Below are 15929 nucleotides of genomic sequence, written 5' to 3' on the forward strand. Positions count from 1 at the left end.
GGACCCCGGCCCCTCCTGCCCCGGCAGCTCCGTCGGCCCCGGGCGCGACCGCCGTCCCCGCGCCGAGCCTTCCCGGGCAGCCCGACGCCGCGCCCCGCGAGCCCGCGGCGCTGCCCACGACCCGCGCGCCGCTCGGCGAAGCGGTCGACTTCGACACCGGCGTCACGGTCGACGTCCTGTCGGTCGAGCCCATCACCGTCGCCGCCCAGACGCCCGGCGAGGTCTCCGGCCCCGCGCTCCGCGTCGTCGTCGAGGCGCGCAACGGATCGGGCGAGCCCCAGCAGGTCGGCTCGGCCGTCGTGACGCTCGTCGCGGACGGCGGCGAGCCGGGCGTCGACACCACCGCCGGCGATCCCTCGCCGCTCACCGGCACGCTGCCCCCGGGCAGCACCGCGACCGGCACCTACGTCTTCATGCTCGACCCCGCGGCAGGCCGCGAGGTCACGATCACCGTCAACTACGCCGCGGGCGAACCGCTCGCGGTCTTCACGGGAGAGACATCCTGATGGACACCATGCGATCCCGGCGCCGCGGCCGCGCCGCCCTCCTCGCGGCGGTCGCCGCCGTCGCCACCGGCTCGATGCTCGGCGCGGGCCTGACCGTCGCGAGCGCGGCGGAGGGCGATCTCACGAAGCCCGTCACGCTCCAGCAGCGCGACAGCTCCGTCGTGACCGCGGACCCGCTGCCGACCGTGCAGATCGACTCCGGGTACGTGTGGGCGCAGGCGATGATCGGCACGACGGTCTACGCGGTCGGCGGCTTCTCGAACACGCGCCCCCCGCTCGCGGCCCCGGGCACCAACCTGACCCCGCGCAGCAACGTGCTCGCCTTCGACATCACGACCGGTGGCCTGCTGCCGTGGGCGCCCACCGTCAACGGGCCCGTGCGCTCCGTCGCGGTCTCGCCGGACGGCAGCCGCGTCTACATCGGCGGCTCCTTCAGCAGCGTCAACGGCCAGGCGCGCTACAACTTCGCGGTGCTGAGCGCGTCGAGCGGCGCGCTCGTCAACGACGTCCGCCCCGCGATCGGCGGCGCCGGCGTCTTCGGCATCGTGGCGACCGCCGACACCGTCTACGTCACCGGCCGCTTCACGCAGGCCAACGGCGTCGCGCGGCAGAACCTCGCGGCATTCGCCACGGCGGATGGCGCGCTGCGCTCGTGGGCGCCGACGATCGACCTGCAGGGCGACGCGATCGTGAAGGAGCCCGGCAGCTCCAGGATCATCGTCGGCGGCCGCTTCTACCTCACGAACGGCGTCGTGCAGCGCGGCCTCGCCGCGCTCGACCCGGTCTCGGGCGCGCTCGACACGAGCTGGCTCGCGCCCAAGACGGTCATCAACGGCTGGAACGAGGGCACCTACGCCGGTCGCGCCGGCATCTTCGCCCTCACGACCGACTCCTCCGGCGTCTACGGCACCGGCTGGGTCTACGCGAACGTCACGGTCGGCAACCTCGAGGGCGTGTTCGCCGCCGAGGCGGGCTCCGGCGCCATCCGCTGGATCGCCGACTGCCACGGCGACCACTACGGGGTCTACTCGACCGGCCGCACCGTCTACGCGACGAGCCACACGCACCAGTGCGACACCGTCGGGCTCGCGCCCGAGCTGAGCCCCCGCACGTTCCGCTACGCCGAGGCGTTCACCGCCGACGCCCGCGGCGTGCTCACGCGCAGCCCCTCCGTCGGCTCGATCTACAAGGACTGGAGCGGCACCCCGGCACCGGCGCCCTACGCGTGGTACCCGGACTTCCTCGTCGGCACGGCGACCGAGATGGGCGAGGCGGGGCTCTCCATCACGGGCACGGGCCAGTACATCTCGATCGCGGGCGAGTTCCCGGCGGTGAACAACCAGCGCTACCAGGGCCTCGTGCGCTTCTCGACCGCTCCTCCGGGCGGACCCAAGCAGGGACCGCGCATCGCGTCCGCGTCGTGGGGGCCACCGACCGCGACCTCCGTCGTGGCCGGCCGCGTGCGCGTGACGATCCCCGGCAACTGGGACCGCGACGACCGCGACCTCACCTACCAGCTGCAGCGCTCCGGCGCGGGCACCGTCGCCTCCCGCACGCTGCCCTCGAGCTGGTGGTCGCAGCCGCAGGTGATCCTCGACGAGACCGGGCTCACCCCCGGGGCGACGTACAGCTACACCGTGCGCGCAGTCGACGGGAACGGCAACGCCGTCACGAGCCGCTCGGTGAGCGTCACGGTCGCGTCCGGGCAGACGTCGGCGTACGTCGACGAGGTGCTCGACGACGGCGCGGGCCTGTACTACCCGCTCGGCTCGATCACGAAGGACTGGGCGGGCTCGAGCACGCCGCTCATCGGCAGCGGCGTGTCGGCCACGACCCCGGGGGCCGTCCCGGGCCTCACGGGGGAGAGCGCATCCGCCTTCAACGGCACGACCAACGGGCGCGTGTCGTCGGCGGCGAGCGCCTCAGGGCCGAGCTCCTACTCGCTCGAGCTGTGGTTCAGCACGACGACGACCCGCGGCGGCAAGCTCATCGGGTTCGGCAGCGCGCAGACCGGCTCGTCGAGCAGCTACGACCGGCACATCTACATGCAGAACACCGGTCGCCTCACGTTCGGCGTCTACCCGGGTCAGGCGCGCACGATCACGTCACCCGCGGCGTACAACGACGGCCGCTGGCACCACGTCGTGGCGACCCAGGGCTCCGGCGGCATCGCGCTCTACGTCGACGGCCGGCTCGTCGCGCAGGACGCGACCGTGACGAGCGCTCAGCAGTACAGCGGCTTCTGGCGGATCGGCGGCGACAACCTCTCCGGGTGGCCGAGCGTCCCGTCGTCGCTGTACTTCACGGGAGCGATCGACGAGGTGGCTGTGTACGGCGGGGCGCTCTCGAGCGCGCAGGTCGCCGCGCACCACACGATCGGCACCGGCCAGACGCCTCCGACCGCGTCGTTCACGACGAGCGTCGACGCGCTGCGGGCGAGCGTCGACGCCTCCGGCTCGACGGCGGCGAGCGGCGCCTCCATCGCGTCGTACTCCTGGAGCTGGGGCGACGGCACGGCCGCGGGCGCCGGCGTGACCGCGACCCACACCTACGCCGCGGCAGGCACGTACAGCGTCACGCTCACCGTCACCGACAGCCGCGGCGTCACAGGGAGCACGACGCAGCCCGTCACCGTCTCGGCCGCGAACGTCGCGCCCACCGCAGCGCTCACCACGCAGGCGAGCGGCCTGACGGTGTCGGCGAACGGCTCCGGCTCGTCTGACCCGGACGGCACGATCGCCGCCTATTCGTGGGACTGGGGCGACGGATCCGCCGACTCGACGGGAGTCAGCGCGTCGCACACCTACGCCGCGGCCGGGAGCTACACCGTGACCCTCACCGTGCGCGACGACGACGGCGCGACCGACACCGCCACCGCATCCGTCACCGTGACCGCGCCGCCGCCGCAGGAGTTCGCGGCGTCCGACGCGTTCGGTCGCACCGTGTCGCCCGGCTGGGGCACGGCGGATGCCGGCGGGGCGTGGGCGGTGCAGATCGGCACGAGCACCCAGGCCGCAGTCGCCGGGGGCGTCGGCACGCTGACGCTCGGCGCGGGGAAGACGCAGCACATGCTGCTCGGCTCGGTCGCGCTCCGCGACGCGCGCATGTCGGTCGACCTGCGGCTCGACCAGGCACCCTCGAGCGGCTCCGCGTACGCGGGCGTCCTCGCGAGGTCGAGCTCGGCGGGCGACTACCGCGTGCGCACGTGGCTGCGCGACGACGGCAGCACCTGGCTCGTCGTGCAGCGCGGCTCGACGGTGCTCCGCTCGCTCGCGGTGGCCGGCCTCACGCGCGCTGCAGGCGACACGTTCACGCTCGAGGTGGAGGTCACGGGGGCGGCGACGACGACGATCTCGGCGACCATCTGGCGCACCGGCACGACGAGGCCCGCCGGCTGGCAGATCACCGCGACCGACACGGCCGCGCTCACGGGCGCGGGGGCGGTGGGCGTGAACGCCAACCGATCGGCGAGCGCGACGACCACCGGCGGGTTCGCGTTCGACAACTTCCGGGTGACGAGCCTGGACTGACGACCGCGCACAGGGCAGGATCGCGCTCGTGAGGATGCGCGAGCAGGAGCGGCGATGAGCGCATCGCTGCTCCTGCTCGCCCCGCTCGCGCTCTGCGCCGGCATCGTCGCCCTCTTCGTCTTCCGCGCGAGCCCGCGCACGACGTTCGTGTGCTGGACGCTCGTGCTCTGCTTCGTGCCCGTCTGGATCGGGGTCTCCGTCGGCTTCTTCTGGGCCGCGATCACGCTCGTGACGCTCGCGGCGGTCGCGACGAGCATCGAGGACGTGCGGCTCACGCCGGTCGACGGGTTCGTCGCGGCGTTCGCGCTGCTCGTGCTCGCGCTGTTCGCGCTGCGGCTCGCGACGCTCTCCGCCGCCGTGATCGCGATGCTCGAGTGGGTGCTCCCGTACGTGTGGGGCCGGCTCGTGCTCGCGCGGCTCCCGGCTCGGTTCGTCGTGAGCACGATCGCGGTCGTGGGCACGGCCGCGGCCGCGCTCGCCCTCGTCGAGCTCGTGACGGGGACGAACGTATTCGTGCTCCTGCCCGGCGGAGGGCCGGTGGAGACCTGGGCCGACCTGCAGGTGCGCTCCGACCTCGTGCGCGTCGAGGGCGCGTTCGGCCACTCGATCGCGCTCGGCGCCTCGCTCGCGATGGCGAGCGCGTGCATCATCGGCTCGCGGTGGCCCGCGCCGTGGATGCTCGGGGCGCTGACCGTCGTCGTCGGCGCGGTCGTCGCGACCGTCAGCCGCATCGGCCTCATCACCGTCGCGCTCACGATCGCGCTGAGCCTCGTGCTGCTCCCCGTCGCGCGCAGCGCGCGCGCCTCCATCGCTGCGCTCGCCGGCATCGCCGCGACGCTCGCCGTGCCGTTCATCGGCGACGTGTTCCTCGCCGCGGGCGACGAGGCGAGCGCGAGCGCCGACTACCGCGGACGCCTGCTCTCGCTCGCGTCCCAGGTGCAGGTGCTCGGCAGCGCAGGGGACTGGTCCGGCCGAGCCGTCGACGGCGTCTACTTCGGCGCCTTCGCCGACTCGGTCGACAACACGCTGCTGCTCATCGCGCTGCGCTTCGGCTGGATCCCGGTGCTGCTCGTCGTCGGGGTGCTCGCCGCGACGGTCGTCGGCGCGCTGCGCCGACCGGCGAACGCGGCGTCGATCGCGGTCGTCGGCCAGATCCCGGGACTCTTCGCGGTCGCCCTCATCACCCAGTTCGGCATGCTGCTGTGGTTCCTCATCGGGCTCGCCGCGGCCTGGCGAGCGCTCGACGACGACCGCGCCGCGGCTCGAGCGCTCAGTCCCGGCGCTCTGCGGCGTCCGCTGCACGCTCGCGCGTGAGCATGAGCCGCCCGAACCGCAGCAGCGATGCGGCGTCCCGGCGGTAGGCCGGTACGACGAGCGCGGCGCTCGCGGCCAGCAGCCCGGCCGCGGCTCCGGCCCCGATCGCGGCCCACGCGCCCAGCGCGGCGACGGCACCGCTCACCGCCCACGCCGCGCTCGCCGCGAGCGCCGCGACGATCAGGATCCGCATCGCTCCTGCGTAGAGCCGCCGCGTCGGGTACGGCGTGATGCGCGCGAGCCACACGAGCGAGATCGGCCACTCGATCGCGGCGTGCGCCGCGAAGGCGACAGCGACGCCCTCGACCCCGAACGCCGAGCCCGCCGCGATGCACGCGATCTTGATGCCGGCGGAGAGGAGCGTGTAGCGGAGGAGCTGCGCGCCGAGCCCGCGCGCGAGGTACACCCAGTACCCGACGTACGAGAGCGTCGTGAGCAGCCCCGCGACCGCGAACATGCGCAGCAGCGGCGCGGCGTCCCCCCACGGCTCGCCGAGCATGACGATCACGACCGGCCCGGCGAGGCCCGCGACGAGCGCGAGCGGCACCCCGATGCAGTAGCCGAGCGCGAGCTGCGCGGCGGTGATGTACGTGTCCGACCTCGGCCGATCCTGCTGCAGCCGCGCGAGCACCGGCAGCGCGACCGACTGGAGCGGCGAGCGCACCTGCCCGAGGGGGGTCATCACGAGGTGGTACGACCGGTTGTAGAGCCCGAGGTCGGAGGTCCCGAAGCGGAGCCCCACGACCACCGTGTCGACCTGCCGCGCGGCGTACTGGATGAGGTTCGCGGCCACGAGGTTCCAGCCGAGCGTGACCATGGGGCGCACGCTCTCTCCCCGGCCGACGCGGCCCGGCAGCCAGCGACCGGCGATGACGGCGCCGACCACGACGACGGCCCCCGCGGTCAGCTGCTGCGCGACGAGCGCCCACGAGCCGCCGCCGAGGAGCGCGACCGCGATCGCGACGGCGAGGCCGATCGCAGCCGATGCGACGTCGATCACCGCGAGCGGCCGCAGGCGGAGCGCTCGCATGAGGCTCGCCCGGTGCTGGGTCGCGAGCCCGTTGAGCAGGAACGTGAGCGAGAGCCACTGCGCCATGCCCACGATCTCCGGCTCGCCGGTGATCGCGCCGAGCGGCCACGAGCCGAGCAGCATGAGCCCGGCGAGGCCTGCGCCGATGAGCGCGTTGATCCAGAACAGGGTGTCGCGCTGCCCGCGCGAGAGGGTGGGCGCCTGGATCGACGCGGACGTGAGGCCGAAGTCGCGGAAGATCTCGCCGAGGCCGACGAGCACGAGCACGATCGCGAGCAGGCCGTAGTCGTGCGGCGTGAGGAGCCGGGCGAGCACCACGACGGACAGCAGCTGCAGCGCGATCCGCGCCGCTTGCGCGCCGAGGGTGAAGAGCGAGCCCCGCGCGGCCGCGTGCGCGAGGTCGGAGGCCATCAGCGCCCCCGGCCGCGAGTACCGCGGACCGCCCGGCCGAGCCCTCGCATCCGGCCCCCTTCCCCAGGTCGGCCCGAGGCCAGCCGGGTGCGGGCGCCTCTGCCTCCTCCGAGGATCGCCTCATGAGGGGCCGCGGCACCCTCGCCTGCGGTCGGGGGAAGTAGTGTACCGCCCATGCAGCATGGCATCGCCGCCGTCACAGGGCAGCACCGGCAGCTCCCGCGCGATCGGTCGCGCCCGTGAGCCCGGGGCCGACGCCCTGGACGCTCGGGCGGGCGTGGGAGGCGGTGCGCAAGTCGTGGCTGCTCATCCTCGGCCTCGTCGTCGCGTCGGCAGGCGTCGGCTACGTCGCCTCCGCGAGCCAGGCGCCGCAGTACGAGTCGGCCGCCTCGCTCTACTTCGCCCTCAACGAGGGCACGAGCGGCGCTGACCTCAACCAGGGCTCGACCTACACGCAGAACCAGATGCTCTCGTTCGCGCGGCTCGCGACCTCCTCGCGCGTGCTCGAGCCGGTCATCGAGCAGCTCGGCCTCGACACCACGCCGACCGACCTCGCCGAGCGGATCAGCATCACGATCCCGCAGGACACGGTCATCCTCGAAGTGGCGGCGTCCTCGTCCGACGCGGCGCGCGCCGCCGAGATGGCCAACGCCGTCTCGGTGCAGCTCGTCGCCGTCGTGCAGGAGGTCGCGTCCCGCGGCGAGGAGGGCGTCGCGCGCATCACCGCCTCGGTCATCGACGTCGCGGTGCCCCCCGCGGTCCAGAGCTCGCCGAACAAGACGCGCGACACGGCGCTCGCGGGGCTGCTCGGGCTGCTGCTGGGGCTCGTCGCGGCCTTCGTGCTCACGGTCGCCGACACGCGCGTGCGCAACGAGGCGGCGGTCGCTCGAGTCACGGACCTGCCCGTGCTCGGCTCGGTCGCGCGCACCAGGCGAGGTGTCGACGCGGGCCTCGTCGCCGCGCGCGACCCCCACGGGGCCGTCGCCGAGGACGTGCGGCGCGTGCTGTCGGCGCTCGCCTTCTCCGCGCTCAACGGCAGCTCGAGCCGCATCCTCGTCACGTCGTGCTCGCCCGGCGAGGGCAAGTCGACGTTCGCGACCAACCTGGCCGTGGTGTTCGCCGACACGGGGGAGCGCACGCTCATCGTCGACGCCGACCTCCGGCGGCCGCGCGTGCACGAGCTCTTCGGGCTCGACGGCTCCGTGGGCCTCACGACCGCGCTCGTCGGCGACATCCGCCTGAGCGACGCGATCGTCACGTGGGGGGAGCGCGGCCCCGACGTGCTCGTCTCGGGGGTGCTGCCGCCGAGCCCCGCGGCGGTGATCACCTCGGAGCCGTTCCGGGAGGCGCTCGACGCCGCCGCCGCGACGTACGAGACCGTCATCATCGACTCGCCGCCGGTGCTGACGGTCGCCGACTCGAACCTGCTGGCCCCGCTCGTCGACGGCGTCGTGATCGTCGTCGACTCGTCGAAGACGCGCAGGCCGCAGCTCGCGCGCACCATCCGCTCGCTCGAAGCGGCCGGCGGGCGCATCATCGGCATCGTGCTCAACAAGTCGAGGCCGCGCCGCGGCAGCGACGTCTACTACCGCGCGATGACCGAGGAGCGCGTGCTCGAGCGCTGACGCGACCCGGCGCATCCGCCCGTCACCCGCCCTGCAGGCGCGCGAGCCGCTCGCCCAGCCGGGCGCGCGCGACGGCGGGCGCGTAGCCGAGGCGGAACCGCCGCGTGAAGCGCGCCGCCTCCGCGGGGGCCATGAGGTCGCTCGCGACCCACAGCTCCTCGAGCCGTCGGCGTCCCCGCGCATCCGCGCGCGCGAGGACGCGACGGTGCACGGCGAACCACGACGACCCGTGGGCCCGCGCCTCGGCGATGACCCCTTCGACCCCCTCGAGCGTCGCGAGCCTCGGCCACACGATCGGCGCGTCGATCCGCGTGCCGTCGACGGGGACGCCGTCGCCCTTGAGGATCGACCAGCCGGAGTAGAGGAAGAACTCGAGCAGCCGCGCGCGCTCGAACTCCTCGGCGAACGGTCGTCCGGAGGTGCGCTCGACGTCGTCGAGCATCCGCCGCACGATCGCGGTGTCGAGCACGAACGGCGTGACGGTCCGCGGGAAGTCCGCCCGCTGCCGCGCGACCGCGGCGTCGTCCGCACCCAGGTAGCGCAGCGTGCGCTCGAGGCCCTCGCGGAGGGGGTGCGCCTCGTAGCTGTGGGTGCCGCCGCGCGCGCGGCCCTCGTCGTCGACGAAGTCGGCGAGCCGGGCGGGCCCGATGAGGTGGTTCTTCGCGTCGAGCACGACGCTGTGGGCGGTGCGGATGCGCCGGGAGATCAGGAGCTTCGCCGCCTGCTGGCTGCGCCAGCCCCGGGCACCGCGGTCGACCCCGAGGTCCTCGGTGCGCAGGATCTCGGTGCGCGCCGCGAGCGTGGGGCCGAGCTCGCCGAGGATCCGACGGCGCGAGCGCCGTGACATGCCCCCCGCGCAGTTGTCGAGCACGAGCAGCTCGGCCGCGCTCGCGGGGTCGAGGAAGCGCTGCAGCGACCGCGCCTGCAGGCGCAGCAGCGGGACCTCGGGCTCGAAGACGACCGTGACGAACGTCAGCGGCTCGCGGCGGGCCACGGCGCCGTCCCTCCGGGGAGGGCGGGGCGAGGCGATGCCGGCAGCGGGTGCTGCGCGCGTCGGCTCCGCCTCGCGGCGGCGTGGACTGACTGCCCGGCCGCGAGCCGCTGGGCGAGCCGCTCGTAGCCGTCGGCGACGTCGTCCCACCGGAACTCGCGCGCCGCGCGCTCCCGGGCGCGCGCGCCTCGCACCGCGACGAGGCCGTCGTCCGCTTCGACCTCGGCGAGCACGGCGGGCAGGTCGTCCGCCGTGCGGAAGCTCCACGCGTCGTCGTCGAGCACCTCGCGGTTGAAGTCGACGTCGTACGCGATCACCGCGGCGCCCGCGCCCATCGCGCGCAGCAGCGAGGGGTTCGTGCCGCCGACCGAGTGCCCGTGCACGTACGTGCGGGCGTAGGCGTAGAGGGCGTCGAGCACCGCCTGGTCGTAGACGCCGCCGAGCAGGCGGATGCGCGGGTCGTCGTCGGCCGTCTCGCGGACCTGCTGCGTGTAGGCGGCGCTGTAGGGCGCGGAGCCGACGACCGCGAGCGGCAGCGCCGCGCGGCTCGAGCGGTAGCCCCGCACGATGTCGAGCACGTGGTTCTCGGGCTCGAACCTGGCGACCACGAGGTGGTAGGCCTGCGGCTCGAGCCCGAGCGCGCGGAGCGGCACCGCGCTCACGCGGTCGAGCACCGGCGCCCCGTAGCGCAGCAGCTCGGTCGCGACGCCGAACTCGGCGCGGTAGTACGCGGCGATGCCGGGCGCGTCGGCGATGAGCGCGTCGGCGGTTCGCACGGCGTGCTGCTCGGCCCAGCGGTAGTAGGCGCGGCCTGCCCCGCCCCACTTCGCCCGCCGCCACTCGAGTCCGTCGACGTGCACCGCGACCGGGATGCCGCGCGCGCGCAGCAGCGGCACGTACGGCGCGTTCGCCGCGTTGAAGACGATCGCGACGTGCGGCGCGTCGAGCGCCACGGCGCGCAGCGCTGCCAGGCCGGTGCGGCTCAGCGTCTCGAGCTGCTTGACCGGCAGCGAGGGCAGGTGCTGCACGCGCATGCCGCGGTGCCGCGAGACGTCCGGATGCGTGCGGTCGCCGTACACCACGACGTCGTGCCCGCGGGCGGCGAGCCGGGCGCCGACCTCCTCGACGGCCGTCTCGAAGCCCCCGTAGGCGGCCGGCACGCCCCGCGTGCCGAGCATCGCGACGCGCATGTCAGTACGCGCCCATCGGGTGCAGGACGAGCCTCGCCGTCCGGAAGATGATCATGAGGTCCTGCATGACCGACCAGTTCTCGACGTAGCGCAGGTCGAGCTGCACGCTCTCCTGCCACGTGAGGTCGCTGCGCCCGCTGATCTGCCAGAGCCCCGTGATGCCGGGCTTGAGGTAGAGCCGCCGCACGACGACCTCGTCGTAGTCGTTCGCCTCGTTCGGCAGCGGGGGGCGGGGGCCCACGACGCTCATGTCGCCGCGCAGCGCGTTCCAGAACTGCGGGAGCTCGTCGAGCGAGTGGCGCCGCAGGAACCGGCCGACGCGGGTGACCCGCGGGTCGTCCTTGAGCTTGAAGAGCGGCCCGGCGCCCTCGTTCCGCTCACGCAGCTCCTCGAGGCGCTCCTCCGCGTCGACGTGCATCGTGCGGAACTTCAGCATCGCGAACCCCTGCCCGTCGCGGCCGATGCGCTGCTGCCGGAACAGCACCGGCCCGGGGGAGTCGAGCTTGATCGCGATCGCGATCGGGATCGCGAGCATCGCGACCACGACGAGCGCGCACGACGAGACGACGACGTCGAGCGCCCGCTTCAGCACGTGCCGCCCGCCCTCGAACGTGGGGATGCGGACCTGGATGAGCGGGAGCCCGTCGACGGGGCGAAACGAGATCCGCGGCCCGGCGACGTCGGTGAGGCGCGAGAACAGCACGAGCTCGGCGCACGTGCCCTCGAGCTGCCGGCGCAGCCGCGTGAGGTAGTCGGGGTCCGCGTCGGTCCTCGCCGCGAGGATGACGGTGTCCGCGCCCATCCGGGTCGCGCTCTCCGCGACGGTCGCGTCGGCGGGCAGCGCAGGGATCACCCGACCCCGCATCTCGACGGGCCCTCCGCCGCCACGGACCGCGACGCCGACGATGTGGTAGCTCAGGTCGCGCACCGCCTGGAGCCGCTCGAGCACGTACGCGATCTCGTCGCGCTCGCCGACGAGGATCGTGCGCGAGGCGAACTCGCCCGCGCGCCTGCGCTCGACGAGCCACCGGCGGCACAGCCAGCGGCAGAACAGCAGCCCGAGCGCCCCGCTCGGCAGCGCGACGAGGAGCTGCACGCGCAGGTCGGGCCAGTCGACCGCGAGCGCGGGAGCCGCGAGCGCCGCGAAGGCGAGCCCCGTCGCGTGGGCGACGCGCCGGTACTCCGTCGCGCCGGCGCCGAGCACGTCGGCGTCCCGCGAGTGGAATGCCGCGAGCGCGATGAGCCACACGAGGGCCGTGAGCGCCGGTGCCGCGAGCGCGGATCCCGGCGCCATCACCAGGCGGGCGCCGTCCGCGGTCGTGCCGGCTGCGACGAGGACGGTCGCCGCGAGCACGACCGCGGTGTCGCTCAGCCGCAGCCGGGTGCGGCTGCGGCGCTCCCACTGCAGGCGCCGGGTCAGCGTCGACGACGACCGAGGGGACCTCGCCCCGGGCAGCACGACCGCAGGGGCGACGATGCGCGAGCCTGCCGAGGCGCGGGCGCGGAGCTGCGCGACCAGCGGCGACGAGGCATCCGACCTCGCGGCTCGCTGCATGTGGACCACCCGCTCCCGTGGCGGGCCGACGTCCTCGCCGACCCGTCGTAACGCTGTTTCCAAACAGTAGGGAGCGCGATCGGGCGCCGACAAGCGCAGATCCCCGCACGAGCGGAATCGTGCGGGGATCTGCGGATGCGCTTGAGTCGTTGCTCAGGCGCGGCGGGCGATGCGTCAGCCGATCGCGGAGTCCAGGATCGTCGCGAGCTCCTGCGAGGAGCGCTTCGCCGATCCGGTCGCGGGGCTCGCGGAGGCGGGGCGCCCGACGACCTTGAGCGTGCGGCCGTGCAGGTGGCGCGGGAGGGCGAGGTGGACGAACGGCCACGCGCCCTGGTTGAGCGGCTCCTCCTGGACCCACACGAGCTCGGCACCGGGGTAGCGGTCGACGGCGTCGTTGATCTCGTCGATCGGCAGCGGGTAGAGCTGCTCGACGCGCACGAGCGCGATGTCGCTGCGGCCGCGCTTGGCGACCTCGGCCTTCAGGTCGTAGTGGATCTTGCCCGAGTGCAGCAGCACGCGCTTGACGGCGCCGGCGTCCTGCACCTGGGCGTCGTCGATCACGGTCTGGAAGCGGCCGCTCGTGAACTCCTCCACGCCGCTCGTCGCGTCGCGCAGGCGCAGCATGGCCTTCGGGGTGAAGACGATGAGCGGCCGGCGCGGGCGCGCGTACGCCTGGCGGCGCAGCAGGTGGAAGTGGTTCGCGGGCGTCGAGGGCCGCGCGATCGTCATGTTCTCCTCCGCGGCGAGCTGGAGGAAGCGCTCGATGCGGCCGGACGAGTGGTCGGGGCCCGCGCCCTCGTAGCCGTGCGGCAGGAGCAGCACGAGCGACGACTGCTGGTTCCACTTCTGCTCGGCCGAGGCGATGAACTCGTCGATGACGATCTGCGCGCCGTTCGCGAAGTCGCCGAACTGCGCCTCCCACAGCACGAGCGCGTCGGGCCGCTCGACCGAGTAGCCGTACTCGAACGCCATCGCCGCGTACTCGCTCAGCAGCGAGTCGTAGATCGACAGGCGCGCCTGCCCCTCGCCGAGGTTCGCGAGCGGCAGCCACTCCTGGCCGTTGTGGCGGTCGTGCATGACCGCGTGGCGCTGCACGAACGTGCCGCGGCGCGTGTCCTGGCCCGACATGCGCACGGGCGTGCCCTCGAGCAGCAGCGAGCCGAGCGCGAGGAGCTCGCCGTACGCCCAGTCGATGCCGCCCTCGCGGCTCGCCTTCACGCGCTTGTCGAGCACCTGCTTGACCTTCGGGTGGATCGCGAAGCCGTCGGGCGTGTTGCCGTGCGCGTCGCCGATCGCGGCGATGACGGATGCGTCGACGCCGGTCGACTCCGGCTCGCCCGCCGCCTGCTGGGCGGTCGCGGGGGTCACGACCGGCATGGAGCCCGTCGCGGCCGCGTGGGTCTCCATGAACGCCTGCTCGAGCTTCCCCTGGAAGTCGGCCTGCGCCTCCTGGTACTCCTCCTCGGTGATGTCGCCGCGGCCGACGAGGTTCTCGGCGTAGAGCGTGCGCACCGAGCGCTTCGCCTCGATGAGGGAGTACATGAGCGGCTGCGTCATGGTGGGGTCGTCGCCCTCGTTGTGCCCGCGCCGGCGGTAGCAGATGAGGTCGACGACGATGTCGCGCTTGAACTCCTGGCGGTACTGGAACGCGAGCTCCGCGACGCGCACGACGGCCTCGGGGTCGTCGCCGTTCACGTGCAGCACCGGCGCGTGGATCGCCTTGGCGACATCCGTCGCGTAGGTCGACGAGCGCGACTCGCTCGGCGGGGTCGTGAAGCCGAGCTGGTTGTTGACCACGAGGTGCACGGTGCCGCCGGTCTGGTACGCCCGCAGCTGCGAGAGCTGGTGCGTCTCGAAGACCACGCCCTGGCCGGCGTTCGCCGCGTCGCCGTGCACGAGGATCGGCAGCACGGTGTGCTCGCCGTTCGCGAGCCGGTCCTGCTTCGCGCGCACGATGCCCTCGAGCACGCCGTTGACGGCCTCGAGGTGCGACGGGTTCGCGGCGAGGTAGACGGGGACGGTCGAGCCGTCGGCGGCGGTGAACTCGCCCTGGTTGCCCAGGTGGTACTTCACGTCGCCCGAGCCCTGGAAGACGGCGGCGCCCTCGAACTCCTGGAACACCTGGCCGTACGTCTTGCCCGCGATCGAGGTGAGCACGTTGAGGCGGCCGCGGTGCGGCATGCCGATCGCGACCTCGTCGAGGCCCGCGGCGGCGGCGCCCGCGAGCACCGAGTCGAGGAACGCGATCATCGACTCGGCGCCCTCGAGCGAGAAGCGCTTCTGGCCGACGTACTTCGTCTGCAGGAAGGTCTCGAACGCCTCGGCCTCGTTGAGCTTGCGCAGGATGCGCATCTGCTCGTCGTGGGTCGGCTTGACGTAGGGCACCTCGAGGTGGCTCTGGAACCACGCGCGCTGCGCGGGGTCGGGGATGTGCATGTACTCGACGCCGATCGTGCGGCAGTACGAGTCGCGGAGCACGCCGAGGATGTCGCGCAGCAGCGCGGAGCGCTTGCCGCCGAAGCCGCCGGTCACGAACTCGCGGTCGAGGTCCCAGAACGAGAGGCCGTGGTGCTCGATCTCGAGGTCGGGGTGCGTGCGCTGCACGTACTCGAGCGGGTCGATGTCGGCCATGAGGTGGCCGCGCACGCGGAACTGGTTGATGAGCTGCGCGACGCGGGTCTGCTTCGAGAGCTCGTCGGACTCCCGCACCGAGACATCCGTCGACCACTTGATCGGCTCGTAGGGGATGCGCAGGTCGGCGAAGATGCCGCGGTAGAAGTCGCCCTCGCCCATGAGCAGGCCCTGGACGATCTTCAGGAACTCGCCGGAGCCGGCGCCCTGGATGACGCGGTGGTCGTAGGTCGACGTCATCGTGACCGTCTTGCCGACGCCCGCGTCGGCGAGGCGCTCGGGGCTCGAGCCCATGAACTCGGCGGGGTAGTCGAGCGCGCCGACGCCGATGATGCAGCCCTGGCCCTGCATGAGGCGCGGCACGGAGTGCACGGTGCCGATGCCGCCCGGGTTCGTGAGCGAGATCGTCGTGCCGGCGAAGTCGCCCGCGTCGAGCTTGTTCGCGCGCGCCTTCTTCACGAGCGCCTCGTAGGCGGCGACGAACTCGGAGAAGTCCATCGTCTCGCACGCCTTGATGCTCGGCACGAGCAGGGCGCGGGTGCCGTCGGGCTTGGGGATGTCGATCGCGATGCCGAGGTTGATGTGCGGCGGCGCGACCATCGAGGGCTTGCCGTCGATCTCGTCGTAGTAGACGTTCTGGCTCGGGAAGGCCTTGAGCGCCTGCACGAGCGCGTAGCCGATGATGTGCGTGAACGACACCTTGCCGCCGCGCGTGCGGCGCAGGTGGTTGTTGATGACGATGCGCTGGTCGATCATCAGCTTCGCGGGCACGGTGCGCACGCTCGTCGCGGTCGGCACCGCGAGCGACTTGTCCATGTTGGCCGCGAGCGTCTTGGGCATGCCGCGGAGGGTCGTGACGACCGGCTCCTCGGCGGGCTTGGCGTCGTCGCCCTTCGCCGCCTGCTTGTCGCTCGCGCTCGGCGCGTCGGCGGGCACGGGCTTCGGGCGCGCCGCCTGCCGGGTCGTCCTCGCGACGATGCCGCCGTCGCCGCGCGTCGGAGCGGGGGTCTCGGCCTGGCCCTCGGTGCGCTCCTGCGGCGCGTCCTGCGCGCGCTGGCCCTCGCCCGAGTCGACCGGCTGCGCGGGGCGCGACTCGGCGCGCACGGGCTGGCGCGGGGGAGCGGGCTGCTTGGGCGCGGCTGGAGC

Annotated in this window: 9 protein-coding genes; 4 read left to right on the forward strand and 5 right to left on the reverse strand. The window is 73.6% G+C overall.

Going from position 1 to position 15929, the window contains the following annotated elements:
• The 3 genes from NWP09_RS06745 to NWP09_RS06755 form a co-directional block, all read left to right on the forward strand.
• The coding region (locus tag NWP09_RS06745) for a hypothetical protein (RefSeq protein ID WP_258274767.1) at positions 1-506 on the forward strand (506 nt) is incomplete at its 5' end.
• A complete protein-coding gene (locus NWP09_RS06750) occupies positions 506-4036 on the forward strand; it encodes a PKD domain-containing protein (RefSeq protein WP_258274768.1) in 3531 nt (1176 codons plus the stop codon). The genes NWP09_RS06745 and NWP09_RS06750, both read left to right, overlap by 1 nt.
• Positions 4037-4090: 54 nt before the next feature.
• Positions 4091-5350 carry a hypothetical protein gene (locus tag NWP09_RS06755; protein ID WP_258274769.1) on the forward strand — a complete coding sequence of 420 codons (1260 nt, stop codon included), beginning with the start codon at positions 4091-4093 and terminating at the stop codon, positions 5348-5350.
• Here the strand turns inward: NWP09_RS06755 and NWP09_RS06760 are convergent.
• A complete protein-coding gene (locus NWP09_RS06760; protein WP_258274770.1) occupies positions 5307-6791 on the reverse strand; it encodes a lipopolysaccharide biosynthesis protein in 1485 nt (494 codons plus the stop codon). The two genes, NWP09_RS06755 and NWP09_RS06760, sit on opposite strands and share 44 nt — an antisense overlap.
• Before the next feature lie 239 nt (positions 6792-7030).
• Here NWP09_RS06760 and NWP09_RS06765 point away from each other — a divergent pair, with 239 nt between their 5' ends.
• Positions 7031-8416, forward strand: a complete 1386-nt coding sequence (locus NWP09_RS06765) for a polysaccharide biosynthesis tyrosine autokinase (protein WP_258274771.1) — start codon at positions 7031-7033, stop codon at positions 8414-8416.
• A gap of 22 nt (positions 8417-8438) precedes the next feature.
• On the opposite strand, the gene NWP09_RS06770 is transcribed toward NWP09_RS06765, so the two are convergent.
• The 4 genes from NWP09_RS06770 to NWP09_RS06785 form a co-directional block, all read right to left on the reverse strand.
• The gene (locus NWP09_RS06770; protein ID WP_258274772.1) at positions 8439-9410 is read right to left on the reverse strand and encodes a DUF6492 family protein; all 972 of its coding nucleotides are present in this window, start codon (positions 9408-9410) and stop codon (positions 8439-8441) included.
• The gene (locus NWP09_RS06775; protein ID WP_258274773.1) at positions 9389-10597 is read right to left on the reverse strand and encodes a DUF1972 domain-containing protein; all 1209 of its coding nucleotides are present in this window, start codon (positions 10595-10597) and stop codon (positions 9389-9391) included. Before NWP09_RS06775 ends, NWP09_RS06770 begins: the two co-directional genes overlap by 22 nt.
• Position 10598: 1 nt before the next feature.
• A complete protein-coding gene (locus NWP09_RS06780; RefSeq protein WP_258274774.1) occupies positions 10599-12152 on the reverse strand; it encodes a sugar transferase in 1554 nt (517 codons plus the stop codon).
• A 174-nt stretch (positions 12153-12326) separates the two neighbouring features.
• Positions 12327-15929, reverse strand: a 3603-nt coding sequence (locus tag NWP09_RS06785; protein ID WP_258274775.1) for a multifunctional oxoglutarate decarboxylase/oxoglutarate dehydrogenase thiamine pyrophosphate-binding subunit/dihydrolipoyllysine-residue succinyltransferase subunit, incomplete at its 5' end; no start/stop codon positions are given.

Source organism: Agrococcus sp. HG114 (assembly GCF_024723325.1).
Classification (GTDB): Bacteria; Actinomycetota; Actinomycetes; order Actinomycetales; family Microbacteriaceae; genus Agrococcus.